This is a genomic window from Pseudarthrobacter sp. 10T415 (assembly GCF_056394175.1).
Genome location: NZ_JBFTHJ010000001.1, coordinates 95014 through 111586 on the forward strand (window position 1 = coordinate 95014; position 16573 = coordinate 111586).

Genomic DNA, 16573 nt, shown 5'->3' on the forward strand with positions numbered 1-16573 from the left:
AGCTTCAACTAACTAGCCAAGTACGACGGCGGGTGCCCGCCCGCCGTCGTACGCTTTAACTTAGAGAAACCCACCCAACGCTTAGGGGATGACATGACCGAAAAGGTCAAGCTGCTTAGCCACGTCGAGGCCATCAACTGGAACCGCATCCAGGACGAGAAGGATGTCGACGTCTGGAACCGCCTGGTGAACAACTTCTGGCTGCCGGAGAAGGTGCCGCTGTCCAACGACGTCCAGTCGTGGAACACGCTGACCCCCGTCGAGCAGCAGCTGACCATGCGCGTGTTCACCGGCCTCACCCTGCTGGACACCATCCAGGGCACCGTGGGCGCTGTCTCCCTGATCCCGGATGCGCTGACCCCGCACGAGGAAGCCGTCTACACGAACATCGCGTTCATGGAGTCCGTGCACGCCAAGAGCTACTCCTCCATCTTCTCCACTCTGGCTTCCACCAAGGAGATCGACGAGGCATTCCGCTGGTCCACCGAGAACGAGAACCTTCAGAAGAAGGCCCAGATCGTCATGGACTACTACCAGGGTGACGACCCCCTGAAGCGCAAGGTGGCTTCCACCCTGCTGGAGAGCTTCCTGTTCTACTCGGGCTTCTACCTCCCCATGTACTGGTCCTCACGCGCCAAGCTGACGAACACGGCTGACCTGATCCGCCTGATCATCCGCGACGAAGCCGTGCACGGCTACTACATCGGTTACAAGTTCCAGCGCGCGCTGGAGACCGTCTCCGAGGAACGCCGCCAGGAAATCAAGGACTACACGTTCGAGCTGCTTTTCGAGCTGTACGAGAACGAGGTCCAGTACACCCACGATCTCTACGACGGTGTTGGCCTGGCCGAGGACGTCAAGAAGTTCCTGCACTACAACGCCAACAAGGCCCTGATGAACCTGGGCTACGAGGCTATGTTCCCGGCTTCCGTCACGGACGTGAACCCGGCCATCCTCTCGGCACTGTCTCCGAACGCTGACGAGAACCACGACTTCTTCTCGGGCTCGGGATCCTCCTACGTGATCGGCAAGGCCGTGAACACCGAGGACGAGGACTGGGACTTCTAGTCACTTCTGAGACTCCGACTAAGCGGGCCCTGCGCGGTAAAGCGCGGGGCCCGCTTTGTTGGCCTTCCGAGATGCAACGGCCTCTCGCGCTCGACGCGGCAGGCTTGCGGGCCCAGGACCCGGACTCCGAACTTTCGTACGGAGCGGAATTCTTCCCCGCCCCGAGTGGTTCCAGCAGTATGGCCTTTCCCCCTCCCCGGATTTCCATTCTCGACCGTGCCAACGCCCGGAACGGGTTTCCTGCTGCCGACGCCCTGAACCTGGTGGTGGAACGGGCCCAGCGGGCCGAGGAGTGGGGTTACCACCGCTTCTGGGTCGCAGAGCACCACGCGGTGCCAGGCATCGCCGGTTCCGTTCCGGCCGTGCTGATGGCAGCCGTTGCTGCCCGGACGCACTCCATCCGGGTCGGTTCAGGAGGCATCATGCTTCCCAACCATCAACCACTCGTGATTGCCGAACAGGCGGCCACGCTGGAGGCCCTGCATCCGGGGCGGATCGATTTGGGCGTGGGCCGCTCTGTCGGTTTCACCCCGGCAATCCGAAATGCGCTGCGCGCCGGGAAACAGGACGCGGAGCAGTTCGAAGACCAGCTGGCCCAACTGCTTGCGTACCTGTCCGGAACCGCGTCAATCACTGCCCGGCCGCGGAACGATTCGGCTACACCGGTATTCGTGCTGGCCACCCGTTCGGGAGCCGATATTGCAGCCCGTGCCGGCCTCGCTTTGGTGCTGGGCGGGCCGGCTGTTTTCCGGACTGATCAGAACGGCACACTCCCGGCGCTGGAAAGGTATCGCTCACAGTTCCGTCCATCACGCTGGTTCGACCTGCCCTATGTCCTGGTTTCCGCCAACGTAGCAGTCGCCGGCACCCGCCAGGCGGCGAGGGAACTGCTTCTGCCCGAAGCCGTCGCGCTGGCCCGCTCCAGGACCACCGGCGAATTCGCGGCCCTCGCGCCCGTGGGTCCAACCGAGTGGGCGGGGCTGACTCTCCGGGAAAAGGAAGCGGTCGAAAGCAGCCTGTCCACATCGCTGTACGGGACGGCCTCCGAGGTTCGGACTCAAGTCCAGCACCTGCTTGCGACCTCCGGAGCTGACGAGTTGCTGGTCACCGGCGGAGCCTTTGACGTCGCTGCACAGGAGGACTCTGACCGGATCCTTGCGCGGCTCTTCCCCCAAGACGAGCGCCGCAGCATGGACGGGGGCCCGGGATTCGCGGCACCCCTTGACGCCCACCTGACTTGAGGCCATCCAGCGCCCTTCCGCGCGACAGGCAGGACGCCGGCAAGTTCCAGTTCCAGTTCCCCGGACTCCGTGGAACTGGAAAGGTTTCCCGCCGCGCAGCCCGGACATGCGTGCAGACGCTGCGGTAAGCGGGGGCGCGCACCTGGAGATCTGTCCTGTCCTGCTCCGGGGGAGTAGGTTGAACGAACGCGGCGAATCCCAGGCCGGGAACGGGCACTTCTGACGGGAGCTACGATGCGCGAGTTACTTCTTCCGTCCGGTGAAGCGGTCCCGGTGCTCGGAATCGGAACCTGGGGAATGGGTGAGCGCAGCGGCAACGCCGCGCGCGAGACCGCCGCGATACACATGGCCCTGGATCATGGGATGTCCGTGGTCGATACCGCTGAGATGTATGGCGACGGCGCCGCCGAGGAACTCGTTGGCAGGGCGCTGGCAACACGCCGCGACGAAGTGTTCCTGGTCACCAAGGTCCTGCCGCATCACGCCACGCTGCACGGAACCGTCGCCGCTTGCGAGGGCAGTCTGCGTCGCCTCGGAACGGACAGCATCGACCTGTATCTACTGCATTGGCAGGGCGCGGTTCCGGTGGCAGAAACGCTCGAAGCCTTCGAAAACCTGCAGCGCGCTGGAAAAATCCGGCATTGGGGAGTCAGCAACCTCGACGTCACGAATCTGGAAGACCTCATGCGATTGCCCGGCGGACAGAAGCTCGCAACTGACCAGGTGGTGTACAACCTCACCCGCCGGGGTATCGAGTTCGATCTGTTGCCGTGGTGCACTGAGCGGGGCATCCCTGTGATGGCGTACTCGCCACTCGAGCAGGGCGGAGTATTGGACGATCCCGTGCTGGTCCGCATCGCAACGGAACACGGTGCCAGCCCCGCGCAGATCGCCCTCGCCTGGGTGCTCAGGCAGCCGCACGTCCTGGCAATTCCAAAAGCCTCAAGCCCGAACCATGTCCAGGAATGCCGGGACGCACTCGACGTCCGTCTCACGCCCGGCGACCTGGCTGACTTGGATCGCGCCCATCCGCCGCCCACTCGCAAACGCGTGCTCGAAGTGATCTAGCGACGCCTTCGCGAACTCCGTTCCGGCGCAGGCTCCCGTCCATCCAGACAACGTCAGTCAGGGCAGCTGTGACTCCGTCAGTGCGGAGCCTGGTTGGCCCAGCCAGCGTGCTCGAGGGCGGCTGCGGCTGCCCGTTCGGGCGTAAGGGTCTCGTCCCACCGCGCTGCATCCAGACGGGTGCCCGTGATCTCTGCGGAGTCATCCGAGGCCAGCCAAAGCAGCGGCTCGACCGTCACTTCGGGCCGAAGCAGTTGGCGGAGCACAGCCTCGGATACGCCGTCGGGGATCATGCCCGTGTCCGTCGCGCCGCCGGGCAGCAGGGGCTCACGTATTTCATGCCGCGGCCGGCGTTATTGACCAGGATGTGAAGCCCGCCAAAGGCAGCGAGTGCCTCGTCGACCAAGCGCCGGCACTCGGCTTCCCGGGTCACGTCCGCTTGCAGCGCCAGCACCCGGGGAGTGCCGAGCATCACGTTGATCTCATCGGCGACCTTGCGGATCTCGTCCGCCTCCCGCGCCGCCGAGATGACGACGCTGGCACCGGCGCGGGCGAGGCCGAGCGTCATCGCATTCCAACTGCCTCAGAACAGCGGCCACGGGACTGCAGGCATGCCGCCCCTTGGAGCCGGGAACCGGCCCGCAGAGCGTAACCGGGCACAGCGCACGGCAAGCGATGCGATCTCCTCGTCGCTGAGCAGGTTCGCGAGGTCCCGGCCCAGGTCCCCGTCCAGGCCCTCGCTGACCCGCTCAATGCCCTTGAGTTCCTCGCTGCTCAGGTCATCGCCCAGCCAGCCCCACAACACCGTGCGCAACTTGTGGTCCGTGTGAAAGGTCAGCCCGTGGTCCACACCGTGCCGGTGCCCGCCCGCCATGGCGAGGATGTGGCCGCCCTTGCGGTCAGCGTTATTCACCACGACGTCGAACACGGCCATGCGCCTCAGCGCCACAGAGTCCTCGTGGAGGAGGGCAACTGTCCGGCCGGTCTCATCCTCGCCTTCAAGAACGTGGCGCCAACCGGTCTGGGGCGCGTCGTCCGGAGAGAAGATGTCCACCGCCTTCTGGTCGGGATCCGGCTCCTGCCACAGCTGCACCATTCCTTCGCCCAGCGGACCGTCCCGCAGCCAGGTACGTGGCACGACGTTCCAGCCAAGTGCCTCCGAGACCAGGTAGGCGGCAACCTCCCTGTGGGCGAGGAAACCGTCGGGAAAATCCCACAACGGTTTCTCCCCGGCAATCGGCTTGTAGACAACAGTGGTGTCGCCGATGCTCCCCACGAAGGTGGCATTCGACGCCGTCGTGATCCGCCCGGTGAGGGTCAGCTCTCCGGTCGGCAGGTCGACGGGCATCAGGCCTCGGGCAGGGTGCAGACGTGCCCTTCGGGGTCTACAGGATAGCCGCACAGCGGGCAGGCAGGGCGTCCGGCGCCCACGATCTCCCGCGTGCGCTTGGCGAAAGCCCGCGCCGTGCCAACCGGCATCCGTACCAGCAGCATCTCGGGGAACTCCGCGTCATCGACATCGGGTATTTCGCCCGCATCAGCATCGATTTCAATGATGGGGTAGGCCTCAATGACGATCTGCGCTGTTGCCGGGTCCCAGCCCAGGCTCATGGCACCCGTCCGGAACTGCTCCTCGACCGTCTCGAGCTGGTCATTGTCCACCAGTTCCACGGGCGTGCCCGCAGGAACGCTGAACGGATTTCCCTCGATGGTGCCGAGCTGATCGAGGATGTCGTCGATCTTTTCAGCCAGCTCGGCTGACTGCTGCTTTTCCAACGCGATACTGACAATCTGCTTACCCGTACGGACCTGCAGATAGAACGTGCGTGCCCCCGGAACGCCGATGGTGCCGATGACGACCCGGTCAGGCCAGGCAAATTCGTGAACAAGTGTGGGCATATCAGTATTTTAGGCACACGGGCCTAGGTGGCAGCCTGTCCCGCGCCGCCGCCCACCGGCGCATCGCCGGATGTGATGCCGTGGGTGAGCCACGCAAGATCCCCTGCGTCGGTGTTGGTGGCGTAGACGCTTGGCCGGGCGGGACCGTAATGCACTATCGAGATGGAGGCCGGACCCACGTTGATGCGCTGGAAGAGGTCCAGATGCATCCCAAGCGCGTCGGCCAGGATTGATTTGATGACGTCGCCGTGGCTCACGGCCACCCATACGGCTCCCGGACCGTGACCGGCTTCGAATGCCGCGTCATGGCGCCGGATTGCCGCCACTGACCGGGCCTGCATCCCGGCCATCGATTCACCGCCTGGGAAAACGACGGTGGACGGCTGTGACTGCACCGCACCCCACAGGTCTTCGGTGGCGAGGTCACTGAGCTTGCGGCCCTGCCACTGCCCGTAATCACATTCCGTGAGGTCGGACTCGACGGGAGCGGCAGGGCTGCCTGCCTGCCGGTCGAGGATGAGCCGTGCGGTTTCCCGGCAACGCTCAAGGGGACTGGACACTACGCCCGCCAGGGGCAGCACGGCAAGGCGGTCTCCGGCGAAAGCCGCCTGCTCAAGTCCGGTCTGGTCCAGGCCCACGCCGGCGGCCCGGCCGGCCAGGATCCCGGACGCATTAGCGGTGGTGCGGCCGTGCCGCACGAGGATTACTGTTGCCATCCACCCAGCCTAACCAGACTGGCGCGCCCAACCCGGCGGCGCGTGTCTCAGAACTTCTGGGGCAGGCTGACTGACGGCGTCCTGGACGGGGCGACGTCGAACTTGCTGAGGACCCTGGTCATGATGTTGTTGAAGACCGGCGCGGTTGAAATTCCGTAGATGTTTCCGGCCGGCCGCTGGACGTTGACCATGACGACGTACTGCGGGTCATCCATCGGTGCCATGCCGACGAACGAAGCGGTATACCCGTCCAGGCCCTTGCCCGAATCGGCCACCGCTTCAGCGGTGCCGGTCTTGCCGCCAACCCGGTATCCGGGGACCTTGATGTCTTTGGCGCCGCCAGCGGTGACCACACTCTCGAGGATGTCGCGTGTCTGCCTCGCCGTCGATTCGCTGACCGCCCTGCTGCCGGGTTCAGCTTCTACCGGGTGTTCGGTGCCGTCCGGGTCGAGGTAGGACTCGATCAGCCGCGGCTTGAGGAGGACACCGTCGTTGGCGATTGCCTGGAACGCCATGGTGGTCTGCAGGGGAGTCTGGGATACGCCCTGGCCGAAGAGAACGGCGAATTCCTGCCGGCCGTCCCACTGGTCCGGCTTGGCCAGGAGCCCGGCGGATTCGCCGGGGAGGGGAATTCCGGTGCTGGAGCCGATGCCGAATTTTCGGAGGTAGTCATAGCGCTGTTCCCGGCTCAGGTCCTGGCCGACCATGACGGTGCCCGTGTTCATGGAGGAACCGATGACGCCCGCGAAGGTCCGCTGCTCGGTGCCGTGCTCGAAGGAGTCCTTGAAGAACTGCCCGTTCACCGTGTACCCGGACGGAATGACGAGGCGGGAGCCGGGGCTGACGAGTCCTTCTTCGATGGCGGCCGCTGCAGTGATGGCCTTTTCCGTTGACCCCGGCTCAATGGCAGCCTGCACGGACCGCGCTCCGCGATCCTCCGGTGCGGTGGCTCCGGGGTCGTTGGGGTCCACGGAATTTGTTTCCGCCATGGCGCGGATCTTTCCGGTCTTGGCTTCGACGACAATCAGGTTCGCCCAGTCGGCGCTGAGTTTGCCTGCCTGGGCTTCCAGCGCTTCCTGCGCCGCGTACTGCAGATCGGTGTCGATGGTGTGCCTGACCGACTGGCCGTTGGTGGCCGGCACCACCTCCAGCGGAGCGGTGGGGATGATGATCCCGTCGGCGCCGGTCTGGTAGGTCCGTTCCCCGTCGCGGCCTGTCAGTTGTTCGTCCAGGGTCAGTTCGAGGCCTGCGGCGCCGCCTTGGTCATTGGTGAATCCAACAATGCTGCCGGCCACCGCCCCTTGGGGGTAGGCGCGCTTTTTGACCGGCCTCGACTCCACTCCCGGAACTCCCAGGTCCACGACTGCACGTTCGACGCCGGGGTCCACGGCTTTGGCAAGATAGGTGAACAGGGCGTCGCCGGTCATGAGCTCACGGACTTCGGGCTCAGGCATCTCCAGGAGGTTGGCGAGTTCCAGGAGGCCCTGGTCGCGTGTGACCGTCTGGACGGTGCCGGAATCGTCTACCTGGCGGAAAGTCTCGGTGGTGCTGTTGACTTTCGGTGTGCCCACGATGTCGTAGCGGACGGTGCTCTGGGCCAGGACGGTGCCGTTCATGTCCAGGATGGCGCCGCGTTCGGAGGCGAGCGCGGATACCTGGGTCCGCCGGTCCGCAGCCTTGGACGCATAACTCTCTGGATCGAATCCCTGGACCACGAACACCCGGCCCGCAACCACCAGGAGCAGCGCCACCATGAAGCAGAATCCAAGGCGGACGCGGGCGGTGGATCGCGGGCTGGACACGTCATGGATTCGCACCCGTCCACGTTAGCCGCGGCCCCTGCACGGGGGTGCCCGGCGGCCCGGCGTGGCCGTGAATGTGAGATTTGGCACGCCGGGCCTGCGCGGAATCGTCCTTAGGGGAGCGGGGCGACGTCGATGAGCACCTTTCCGATGGTCCCTTGTTCGACGGCGTCGTGCGCCGATGCCGTTTCGGCAAGCGGGAAACGGGTCAGGGGCAGCCCATGGTCCTCACCGACGCGAAGCGCGCCTGCCGCCAGCGCCTCGGCTACCGACTCCACCGCGTGCTCCTTCTGCCCGTCAGTGACGGTATAGGTCAGGATGAACTGGTAGCGGATGTTCTTGCCCATGCTTTCCCGGACGGGGACGGTCACCGATTCCCCGGGGTTCGCTGCATAAATAGCGATGGTTCCGCCAGGCTTGAGGATCCGGACGTCGGACTCCAGGTTGGCGGGAGCGTTGACGTCCACGATGGTGTCCACGCCCGCCGGGACTGCGGCGTTGACGGCGGCAACAACGTCTTCGGTGCGGTAGTTGAGGACCTGGTGAGCCCCTGCGAGGCGGGCGAGGCCGGCCTTCCGGTCGTCGCTGACGGTGGTGATGACGGTGGCTCCGGCCCAGCGGGCCAGCTGGATTGCGGCGTGGCTTACGGCTCCTGCGCCGCCAGTGACGAGAACGGTCTGGCCGGTCAACGATCCGGGGGAGAGCCGGTCAGGCCCGTGTTCACTGGAGGTCAAGGCCCTGTGCGCGGTCAGGGCCGGTATGCCCAGGGAGGCCCCGGTATCAAAGGACTCATCATCGGGAAGGGCCACCACCTTCACCGACGGAACAACGGCATACTCCTGGGCCGTACCTTCGTCGCCGCCCCAGGCCACGTCCCAGAGCCAGACGCGGTCGCCGGCGCTGAAGCCTGACACCCCGGGGCCTACGGCATCGACAATTCCGGCGCCGTCCTGGTTCGGAACCTTTGGCGCCTTCAGCTTCGTGCTGCCCTGCCCGCTGCCTGCACGGGACTTCCAGTCCGTGGGATTTACCCCGGATACAGCCAGCCGGACGCGGACCTCGCCGGGACCCGGATCGCTCTTTGCTTTGTCCTGAAGTTGCAGTACCGACGACGCACCGGTCTCTTCGTACACGATCGCTTTCACTTGTTCTCCCATGCCTCGATAAAAACTGGCCCTGACGTATGGCACCAACCTACCGAACGTCGCGTTGCCGCAGTGCCCCGTCATCGCGCAGCATCGTGACCGCCCCGCCGATGGCGCCAAGCCGGCGGGTCGAGGCCAGCCCCAGGTGGTAGACGTGGAGTTCGTCGGCTCCGGCTTCCGCAAGGCTCTCCCATTCAGCGGCGAGGTGGCCGGCGTCGGCACGTTTGGGCGGCAGGGCCAGCACGTACGCGCCTACGCGGGCCTGCGGCGCGGCGGCCTTGAGTGCCCGGACCGCGGCGACACCCTGGTCCGATTCTCCCCAGCAGGCGACGACGGCGGTCACCTGGTCCATCAGCGGCCACAGTTTGCTGCGGCGCAAGGAAGCCGTGGCGACAAAGGGGCCCGTGGACCAGGGGTCCGGCGATGCATGTAAGGAAATCCGTGGAGCGGCACCGGACGCGTCGATGGCTGCGAGGCACTCATCCAGCAATGCAGCTGCCGCATCCCAGCGGATGTCCAACAGCGGGAGGAAATCGGCCGCTCCAGGCGCCGTTTCAGGCGTCTCGGTATGATCTTCCGCCAACAGGACGGCGCTGCGGACCTGGCTCCGGTACTCCTGCACCGGCAAACCGCGGGCTTCGCAGGCGGCAATGCAGGCAGTGCAGAAACACAGCGAAAGGAGCGCTTGGACCCACGGGGAGTATTCCGCGCCTTCGGTTTTTTCATGTTGGTTTTGGTGGCCGAAACCCAGCGGACCGATGGCCTCCAGGACCAGGCCGTCCGGCTGTCCCTCCGCCAGTACCTGTGCCACCAGGGCGGCCGCGTACGTCCGGACCTGCGGCTGCGACGGGCAGAGGGCATAGCGGTACACCTCGCCAAAGGCGTTGCGGACGCACAGATCTGGGTTGTTGCCTCCCGCTGCGCTTGAGTGCGTCAGGACTGTCCAGGCGTCCACCGGCAGGCCCAGGCCGCGGACCACGGCGGCCGCGCCGGCAAAGGAGTTCGCCGTTCCCGTCCACCCTTTGGCAGAGGCGGGAACCAACGCCTGGTCTGCAAACGCGGCTCCGGCCGGCACGTACAGCGCCGCGGTTCGGGCATCCACCACGCGCCGGTCCGGATGGCGGGGGGTGCCGGCCCGGACCGAATGGTAGGCCGCAGCCAACGCCACCCGGTCCACTCCGGCAGTGCCCAGCCATGCCGGCGCGGCCGGATCCCCCAGGACATCCCAGGGATAGAGGTAGCCGATGGCCTGCGGGGCTACCACCGGGGCAGATCCGCCGTGTATTCGGGCATGAACCGCTGCATGTAGCCGGTATCGTCCCTGGCCGTCATTTTCGCATCAAGGTACTGCTGGTGCAGCTCGGCCAGTTTGTCCCGGTCCAGCTCAACGCCCAGGCCAGTGCCGGTGGGAACGCGCACGCTGCCGTCAACAAAGCGGAGGGCGCCCGGCTTGACCACGTCGTTGTGCCCGTTCCACGGGTAGTGGGTATCGCAGGCGTAGGTCAAGGCCGGGGTAGCGGCGGCAACGTGGACCATTGCTGCCAGGCTGATGCCCAGGTGTGAGTTGGAGTGCATGGACAATCCTATGCCGAAGGTCTGGCAGAGGGTTCCCAGCTCGCGGGTGTGCCGGAGGCCGCCCCAGTAGTGGTGGTCGCCCAGGATAACCTGAACGGAATCCAGCTCCACACTGCGCTTGATGTGGTCGAACGCCACCACGCACATGTTGGTGGCCAGCGGCATGGAAGCGGCGGCCGCCACCTCGCCCATGCCCTCCAGCCCGGGCGTGGGGTCCTCCAGGTATTCAAGCAGTCCATCGGTTTCGCGGGCCACCCATTGCGACGTTTCCACGGTCCAGGCCGTGTTAGGGTCCAGCCGCAGCGGCAGCTTCGGGAACGCTTCCCGCAGGGCTTTGATGGCTTCGATTTCCTGCGCGGGCGGAAATACGCCGCCCTTGAGCTTGATGGACTTGAACCCGTATTCGCCGATCATTTTCTGCGCCTGGCGGACAAGGCCCGCAGGGTCCAGGGCCTCGCCCCACTCATCGGTGATGGCAGGCTTGCCATCCAGGGCGGGGTGCTCCGCCCATTTGTAGAACAGATAGGCGCTGAAGGGAACTTCGTCCCGGACGGTTCCGCCCAGCAGTTCGCTGACGGTCCTGCCCGTGGCGTGGCCCTGGATGTCCAGCGCCGCCACCTCGAAGGCCGAGAAGACGGCAGCCTTTTCGAAGGAGGAGAGACTGGGGTCCAGCGCCCCGGTGATCAGCTGTTCCATCACGGAGGTGTCAAACACGCCCAGGCCTTTGATGGCGTTGGCGCCAACGGCAAGGTTTTCCAGCCGGCTCTGGCCGCCGGCGCATTCGCCCAGGCCCAGCAGGCCGTTGGCGGTCCTGACCTCGATGATCACCCGGTGGACCAGCGGTTCGTGCACTCCCACGGCGTTCAGCAGTGGCGGGTCGGAAAATGCAATGGGCGTAATGGTGATCTCGGTGATTTTCAGGTCCGCCGCGGTGGGGGTGGGCGCGGCGGGCAGGGTGGTGCTGGTTTTCATGGAACTACTTTCGTGGGAGGTGCGAAACGGCCGGGCCGGACCTAGCCTTTGGTGGCGCCCGAGGTGATGCCGCGGATCATGGAGCGCTGCAGGAAGAGGTACACCAGCAGGCTGGGGACCATAGCCATCACGGCGCCGGCCAGCAGGACGCCGGGACCAACGGTGGTGTCGTTGCGGAGCACGGAGAGGGCAACGGTCAGGGTGTAATCGCTCGGATCGTTGGCGGCGATGAGGGGGAGCAGGTACTGGTCCCACACCATCATGAAGCCGAAGATCCCTATGACGCCAAGGGCCGGCTTGCACAGAGGCAGGATGATGGTGAACAGCATCCGGAATTCGCCCACACCGTCCAGGCGTGCGGCTTCCTCGATTTCCGCCGGGATCTCCTTCATGAATTCGCTCATGATGAAGATGGAGAAACCCCAGATGCCCACCGGCAGGATGACGGCCAGGACAGTTCCGCGCAGGCTGATACCCAGCAACGGCAGATCCCCGAGGACCAGCGAGAGGGGAATGCCGATGACTTCCTCCGGCAGCATCATGGTCAGCAGGACCAGGAGCATCACCAGGGCCTGGCCGCGGAACTTCCGCCGGCTCAGGCTGTACGCGGCAAACACGGAGACTGTCATCTGCAGGAGCAACCCGCCGCCGGCAACCACCAGTGAATTGAGGAGGTAGCCCCACAGGCCCTGCTGCGCTGCGGCTTCGAAGTTGGCCGTGGTGAAGGTCTTGGGCAGCAGCGTGATTTCCGTGGGGCTGCTGTTCCTGTCAAACGCGCCGGAGATGATCGCGGCGAACGGCAGGGCGAAGATGCAAAACACCAGGATGCAGAGCAGGATGCGCAGCACCATGTTAGTGCCGAAGCCGGGGGACCAGCCCAGGGCTGAGTCGAAGCGCGAGGCCGACGACGGCCGCCGGCCCTGCGGAGCAGTACGGGTTTGTGTGCCGGTCTGGCTCATCGGTGTGCCTTCCTTCGTGCCAGGAGTTGGGTGCCCACCGTGAGCAGAAGGGTGACCACCAGCAGCAGGACCGCCGCGGCGGAAGCCACCCCGATGTCATTGCGCTGGAAACCAAGCGAGTACATCCGGGTCATCCAGACTTCGGTGGATCCGGCCGGTCCACCGCCGGTCAGCACATAGACCTCGGTGAAGCTGCGCAGGCTGCGGATGGCGGCCAGGGTCAGCACAATCACGATCGAGGGCCGCAGCGCCGGCAAGGTGATGTAGCGCAGCCGCTGCCAGATGGTGGCGCCGTCCACGCCTGCCGATTCATAGAGTGTCCGGTCGATTCCGGTCAGGCCGGCCAGGATGATCACCATGTTGTACGGCGCACCGCTCCAGATGCCGACGACGGCGATGGACCAGAGTGCGGTGTCCGTGCCGTTGAGGAACTGCAGCGGTTCCAGGCCCACCCAGCCAAGAATGGTGTTCAGGGGGCCGTCGGCAGTGGGGAAGTAGAGGATCCGCCAGATCTCACCCACCACGGCGAGCGCCGTGACCACCGGGAGGAAGATGGCGGTGCGCAGGACCCACAGAGACCGTGCCTGGCCCTCCAGCAGAAGGGCCAGGCCGAAGCCCACCACCAGGGCGCCGAGGGTCTGGGCAAGGCCCAGGACCACAGTGTGCCCCAGGGCATCCATAAACCGGGCATCGGTGAGGACGTTGACGTAGTTGTCGAAGCCAACAAAAACGTCGCCCAGGAACGGCTGGACCTTGAACAGGCTCAGCCGCACCCCCTCGAACATGGGGATGAACTTGAAGTAAAGGCCCAGGACAGCTGCCGGCAGCAGGAACAGCCAAATCGCAAGCATCTGCTTTCCGTTGACCTGCCGCCGGCGTTCGGGCAGCTGTTTGCCGCCCTTGGCGGCTGCCCGCGTTTGTGCCGGCTTGGTTGGCGTGACGGTCATGACTTGGCGTTCTGCTTCGTCAGCTCGTCATTGATGGCGGTATCGAGGTCCTTCAGGCCGGAGGCTATGTTGTCCGAGCCGCAGTCCGAGACGATTTTGTTCAGCGACTCGGCCACTGCCTGCTTGACGGGAACGAAGTTGATGGCGGACGGGAACGCCTTGGAGGAGTTCTTCAGGGCGTCCTGCACCACCCCCCAGCGGGGATCGTTGTAGACGGCGGCAGCGTCGACGTCGGCGTTGACCGGTACGCGGACGATCGGCTGCTTGCCGGCCGTCATGCCGGCCTTCTGGCCGTCCGTGGAGACCAGGTAGTTGATGACCTGCTTGGTCTGCTCCGGCTTGCCGTTGCTGGCCGTGACGTAGATGTTTTCGCCTTCAGCCAGGACGGTGTTGTCGACGGAGCCCTTGGGGGCCTCGATGACTTCGTACGTGTCCTTGCCCAGGGCGGTATCGAACGATGAGAAGTTGTAGGGCCCGGTGAGAATGATGCCGGTTTTGCCGGTCTGGAAGAAGGGCGACGCCACGCTGGTGGCTGCCGTCAGGGCGCCTGGCTGGACGTTCCCTGCGGTGCAGAACTGCTGCTTGACCCAGGTGACACCCTTTTGGGCCTCGGCGCTGGAGGCCGTGGCGGAGTATTTTCCGTCACCCTCGTCCTTGAGGTAGGAACCACCGTCCTGCCAGATGTAGGAGGAGGCCCACCAGCCAAGGTAGCCGCGTTCGGTGGAGCCGGGAACGGTCATGCCGTAGGTGTCTGCCTGGCCATTGCCATCCGGGTCCTGGGTGGCAAAAGCGGTTGCGAGCTTTGCGAGTTCCTCCTGGGTGGTGGGGATGGGCAGGCCGAGCTTTTCGCGCCAGTCCTTGCGGATCATGGTCACCATGGTTTGGCGGGAGAACGGCACGCCGTAGGTGGCGCCGTCCAGGCCTGTAGTTTCGTTCCAAAGGGAGTCGGCGATGGTGTCGCTGCCGGCCACCGATGACTTGTCGATCTTCTGGAGATAGCCCTGCGAGGTGTAGTTGCCCAGGGCCGCTGAGTCGTTGATGACGATGTCCGGCAACTTTTTGGAGGCGGCCCTGGTCTGCAGCTGCTGGTCGAGGTCGGGAACGCCCTGAAAGTTGACCTGGACGCCCGTCTTGGCGGTGAACTCCTTGAACATCGCAGAGTAGGTGGTGGCGGCGTCGGTTCCGGCGCGTGCCCAAACTTCGATGGGCTGCCCGTCGTCCTTCGCCGCCGGGGCCGCGGAGCCACCGCCACAGCCGGTCAGCAGCGCTGCGGAAGCCATCGTCAGGGCCACGGCGGCGCGGGAGCGGGTCATCATTTTCGAATCCACTCTGATTCTCCTTTTTACATATATAAATGCCTGTTACTATGTGAAACGTACTTCACGAGAGTATGATCAGGATCACAGGCTGTCAACAACTGGAGGAAACTTGTCCGCAGTATCGAAGGGCGCCCATATCGCCATCACCGGCGGGGCTGGAATGATGGCCACGCTGCTGCGGCCCTACCTCGCGGAAGCCGGCTATGCCGTCCGCCTCCTGGACCTGGCCGAAGCCCCTCAGTTGCTGCCCAACGAGTCAATGCACGTGGGTTCGGTAACGGACTCCACCTTCATGAACGCCGCGCTGGAGGGAGCTGTAGCTGTGGTGCACCTGGGCGGACTGCACCGTGAAAAGACCTGGGAGGAGATCGTGTCGACGAACATCACCGGCACCCAAGTGACCCTCGAAGCGGCCCGGCGCAACGGCATCGGACGTGTCCTCCTTGCCAGCTCCACGCACGCCGTTGGGTTCCACCCGACGGCCGCCGCCGCACAGGACGTGGTGCTTACCCCGCGTCCGGACACCTACTACGGTGTCAGCAAGGCGGCGGTGGAGGCGCTGGGGAGCCTCTACGCGGACAAGTTCGGCATGAAAGTGGTCAGTGCCCGGGTTGGTACGGGCGGTGAACGGCCGGGCAACGTGCGGACGCTGGGCTCGTGGCTGTCCCCTGCGGATTCATTCCGTCTGGTGCAGGCCACCCTCAGTGACCGGGGTGCGCCGGGCCATCACGTGGTCTGGGCGGTATCGGCGAACACGCGCGGATGGGCCAACCTGGAAGCCGGCCGCGCCATTGGTTTCGAGCCGCAGGACGATGCCGAGGTGTTCGCTGCCGGCATCGACACTGCCCGGGACGACGAGTTCGCCGCGCTTCTTGGCGGAGCATGGGCCGGCAGCGGCCATAAAGTAGGAATGGACAACTATCCGGCCCTGGCAGCCAAATGAACCGCGCCAGGCCCGGATCACGGCGGAAGGGGGAGCGCTGATGGCGTCGCTCAATGTACAGGATGGCGCGCGGGCGGAGACTTCCGGCGGTGACGTGAAGCTGGTCAAGTCCGCGGAGCGGACCATAGCGATCCTCGAACTCGTGGCGGCAGCTCCACAGCCGCTGACCACGGCGGAGATCTTCAAGCTGACGGGGTACCCCCGCTCCAGCCTGCACTGGCTCCTGCTGACGCTGCTTGAACTGAACTGGATCGAGCAGACCCCGGAAGGCGCCTACCGGATCGGCACGCACGCGCTGCTATGCGGCACGGCCTACCTTGACCGGGATCCCGTCATGGAGCACGTCTCCGGCATTCTCGAAAAAGTGCGCAATGCAACCAGCTTCACCACGCACTATGCCCGGCTGGACCGCTCCGACGTTATCTACCTGGCGACGCGCCAGGCGGTGGACCGCCGCCGGCTCTCGTCGCGCGTTGGCCGCAAGCTGCCTGCACAGGTGACGGCGCTGGGCAAGGCGATTCTCTCGGAGTACACCGACGATGAGGTGCTGCAGCGGCTTGGACCGGGCCCTTACACGCAATTGACGCCCAAGACAGTGACTGGCTTCGATGCCCTGCAAACTGAACTGGCCGAATTCCGGAAGACAGGGCACGCGGTGGAATGGGAGCAGAATACCGTGGGGCTCTGCTGCGTCAGCGTCGTGGTCCCGTACCGCATTCCGGGAACGGATGCGATGAGCTGTTCGATTCCTGTCGAACTGGCCACCGACGACGTCCTCGTCGGGACGGTGGCGACCCTGCAATCTGCGGCCGCGGAACTGGCGCGGACCCTGCGTACTGCTGGCATCCGCTAGCCCGCCCGCCGTCGTACGTCCTGGTCGGCGGCTCTGAAGCGCAGGACTCTACCGGCCGCCACACCGGCA

At 65.3% G+C, this 16573-nt stretch carries 17 protein-coding genes; 5 read left to right on the forward strand and 12 right to left on the reverse strand.

Going from position 1 to position 16573, the window contains the following annotated elements; genetic code table 11:
• Nucleotides 1-93: 93 nt before the first annotated feature.
• The 3 genes from nrdF (at nucleotide 94) to AC1DBN_RS00485 (ending at nucleotide 3377) form a co-directional block, all read left to right on the forward strand.
• Nucleotides 94-1068 carry a class 1b ribonucleoside-diphosphate reductase subunit beta gene (nrdF, locus tag AC1DBN_RS00475; RefSeq protein ID WP_091720688.1) on the forward strand — a complete coding sequence of 325 codons (975 nt, stop codon included), beginning with the start codon at nucleotides 94-96 and terminating at the stop codon, nucleotides 1066-1068.
• A gap of 179 nt (nucleotides 1069-1247) precedes the next feature.
• Nucleotides 1248-2309, forward strand: a complete 1062-nt coding sequence (locus tag AC1DBN_RS00480) for an MsnO8 family LLM class oxidoreductase (RefSeq protein WP_091720685.1) — start codon at nucleotides 1248-1250, stop codon at nucleotides 2307-2309.
• A gap of 234 nt (nucleotides 2310-2543) precedes the next feature.
• Nucleotides 2544-3377, forward strand: a complete 834-nt coding sequence (locus tag AC1DBN_RS00485) for an aldo/keto reductase (protein ID WP_091720682.1) — start codon at nucleotides 2544-2546, stop codon at nucleotides 3375-3377.
• A gap of 77 nt (nucleotides 3378-3454) precedes the next feature.
• Here AC1DBN_RS00485 and AC1DBN_RS00490 read toward each other — a convergent pair whose 3' ends face one another.
• From AC1DBN_RS00490 to AC1DBN_RS00545, 12 genes are all read right to left on the reverse strand, one after another.
• Nucleotides 3455-3667, reverse strand: coding sequence for a hypothetical protein (locus tag AC1DBN_RS00490; RefSeq protein ID WP_477722415.1), 213 nt, complete (start codon nucleotides 3665-3667; stop codon nucleotides 3455-3457).
• Nucleotides 3664-3942 (reverse strand): SDR family NAD(P)-dependent oxidoreductase, encoded by a 279-nt coding sequence (locus AC1DBN_RS00495; RefSeq protein ID WP_091720677.1) that lies wholly within the window; start codon nucleotides 3940-3942, stop codon nucleotides 3664-3666. Before AC1DBN_RS00495 ends, AC1DBN_RS00490 begins: the two co-directional genes overlap by 4 nt.
• A gap of 15 nt (nucleotides 3943-3957) precedes the next feature.
• Nucleotides 3958-4722 (reverse strand): SCO1664 family protein, encoded by a 765-nt coding sequence (locus AC1DBN_RS00500; RefSeq protein ID WP_091720674.1) that lies wholly within the window; start codon nucleotides 4720-4722, stop codon nucleotides 3958-3960.
• Complete coding sequence (locus AC1DBN_RS00505) at nucleotides 4722-5273, reverse strand: DUF3090 domain-containing protein (protein WP_091720672.1); 552 nt, start codon at nucleotides 5271-5273, stop codon at nucleotides 4722-4724. Before AC1DBN_RS00505 ends, AC1DBN_RS00500 begins: the two co-directional genes overlap by 1 nt.
• Nucleotides 5274-5296: 23 nt before the next feature.
• Nucleotides 5297-5989: a histidine phosphatase family protein gene (locus tag AC1DBN_RS00510; RefSeq protein WP_314214675.1), complete on the reverse strand. Its 693-nt coding sequence runs from the start codon at nucleotides 5987-5989 to the stop codon at nucleotides 5297-5299.
• 47 nt (nucleotides 5990-6036) lie between these two features.
• Nucleotides 6037-7806 carry a peptidoglycan D,D-transpeptidase FtsI family protein gene (locus tag AC1DBN_RS00515; protein WP_477722416.1) on the reverse strand — a complete coding sequence of 590 codons (1770 nt, stop codon included), beginning with the start codon at nucleotides 7804-7806 and terminating at the stop codon, nucleotides 6037-6039.
• Between the two features lie 98 nt (nucleotides 7807-7904).
• Complete coding sequence (locus AC1DBN_RS00520) at nucleotides 7905-8936, reverse strand: NADPH:quinone reductase (protein ID WP_091720664.1); 1032 nt, start codon at nucleotides 8934-8936, stop codon at nucleotides 7905-7907.
• Between the two features lie 49 nt (nucleotides 8937-8985).
• Nucleotides 8986-10200 (reverse strand): hypothetical protein, encoded by a 1215-nt coding sequence (locus AC1DBN_RS00525; protein WP_477722417.1) that lies wholly within the window; start codon nucleotides 10198-10200, stop codon nucleotides 8986-8988.
• Entirely contained in the window at nucleotides 10194-11483 is a 1290-nt protein-coding gene (locus AC1DBN_RS00530) for a glucarate dehydratase family protein (protein WP_091720659.1), read from the reverse strand. The genes AC1DBN_RS00525 and AC1DBN_RS00530 overlap by 7 nt, the downstream gene beginning before the upstream one ends.
• Nucleotides 11484-11524: 41 nt before the next feature.
• Nucleotides 11525-12442: a carbohydrate ABC transporter permease gene (locus AC1DBN_RS00535; protein WP_091720656.1), complete on the reverse strand. Its 918-nt coding sequence runs from the start codon at nucleotides 12440-12442 to the stop codon at nucleotides 11525-11527.
• The gene (locus AC1DBN_RS00540; protein WP_091720653.1) at nucleotides 12439-13389 is read right to left on the reverse strand and encodes a carbohydrate ABC transporter permease; all 951 of its coding nucleotides are present in this window, start codon (nucleotides 13387-13389) and stop codon (nucleotides 12439-12441) included. Before AC1DBN_RS00540 ends, AC1DBN_RS00535 begins: the two co-directional genes overlap by 4 nt.
• The gene (locus AC1DBN_RS00545; protein ID WP_477722418.1) at nucleotides 13386-14717 is read right to left on the reverse strand and encodes a sugar ABC transporter substrate-binding protein; all 1332 of its coding nucleotides are present in this window, start codon (nucleotides 14715-14717) and stop codon (nucleotides 13386-13388) included. Before AC1DBN_RS00545 ends, AC1DBN_RS00540 begins: the two co-directional genes overlap by 4 nt.
• A gap of 100 nt (nucleotides 14718-14817) precedes the next feature.
• Between AC1DBN_RS00545 and AC1DBN_RS00550 the strand changes: the two genes are divergently transcribed.
• Together AC1DBN_RS00550 and AC1DBN_RS00555 are read left to right on the forward strand one after the other, a co-directional pair.
• Entirely contained in the window at nucleotides 14818-15651 is an 834-nt protein-coding gene (locus tag AC1DBN_RS00550; protein ID WP_477722419.1) for an NAD-dependent epimerase/dehydratase family protein, read from the forward strand.
• A 40-nt stretch (nucleotides 15652-15691) separates the two neighbouring features.
• Nucleotides 15692-16504, forward strand: coding sequence for an IclR family transcriptional regulator (locus AC1DBN_RS00555; RefSeq protein WP_477722420.1), 813 nt, complete (start codon nucleotides 15692-15694; stop codon nucleotides 16502-16504).
• Nucleotides 16505-16573: the final 69 nt, after the last annotated feature.

What these genes read in the sequence shown, in the direction of transcription:
- nrdF (WP_091720688.1), top strand. Translation starts at nt 94, where the DNA reads ATGACCGAAAAGGTCAAGCTGCTTAGCCACGTCGAGGCCATCAACTGG.
- AC1DBN_RS00480 (WP_091720685.1), top strand. Translation starts at nt 1,248, where the DNA reads ATGGCCTTTCCCCCTCCCCGGATTTCCATTCTCGACCGTGCCAACGCC.
- AC1DBN_RS00485 (WP_091720682.1), top strand. Translation starts at nt 2,544, where the DNA reads ATGCGCGAGTTACTTCTTCCGTCCGGTGAAGCGGTCCCGGTGCTCGGA.
- AC1DBN_RS00490 (WP_477722415.1), bottom strand. Translation starts at nt 3,667, where the DNA reads ATGATCCCCGACGGCGTATCCGAGGCTGTGCTCCGCCAACTGCTTCGG.
- AC1DBN_RS00495 (WP_091720677.1), bottom strand. Translation starts at nt 3,942, where the DNA reads ATGACGCTCGGCCTCGCCCGCGCCGGTGCCAGCGTCGTCATCTCGGCG.
- AC1DBN_RS00500 (WP_091720674.1), bottom strand. Translation starts at nt 4,722, where the DNA reads ATGCCCGTCGACCTGCCGACCGGAGAGCTGACCCTCACCGGGCGGATC.
- AC1DBN_RS00505 (WP_091720672.1), bottom strand. Translation starts at nt 5,273, where the DNA reads ATGCCCACACTTGTTCACGAATTTGCCTGGCCTGACCGGGTCGTCATC.
- AC1DBN_RS00510 (WP_314214675.1), bottom strand. Translation starts at nt 5,989, where the DNA reads ATGGCAACAGTAATCCTCGTGCGGCACGGCCGCACCACCGCTAATGCG.
- AC1DBN_RS00530 (WP_091720659.1), bottom strand. Translation starts at nt 11,483, where the DNA reads ATGAAAACCAGCACCACCCTGCCCGCCGCGCCCACCCCCACCGCGGCG.
- AC1DBN_RS00535 (WP_091720656.1), bottom strand. Translation starts at nt 12,442, where the DNA reads ATGAGCCAGACCGGCACACAAACCCGTACTGCTCCGCAGGGCCGGCGG.
- AC1DBN_RS00540 (WP_091720653.1), bottom strand. Translation starts at nt 13,389, where the DNA reads ATGACCGTCACGCCAACCAAGCCGGCACAAACGCGGGCAGCCGCCAAG.
- AC1DBN_RS00555 (WP_477722420.1), top strand. Translation starts at nt 15,692, where the DNA reads ATGGCGTCGCTCAATGTACAGGATGGCGCGCGGGCGGAGACTTCCGGC.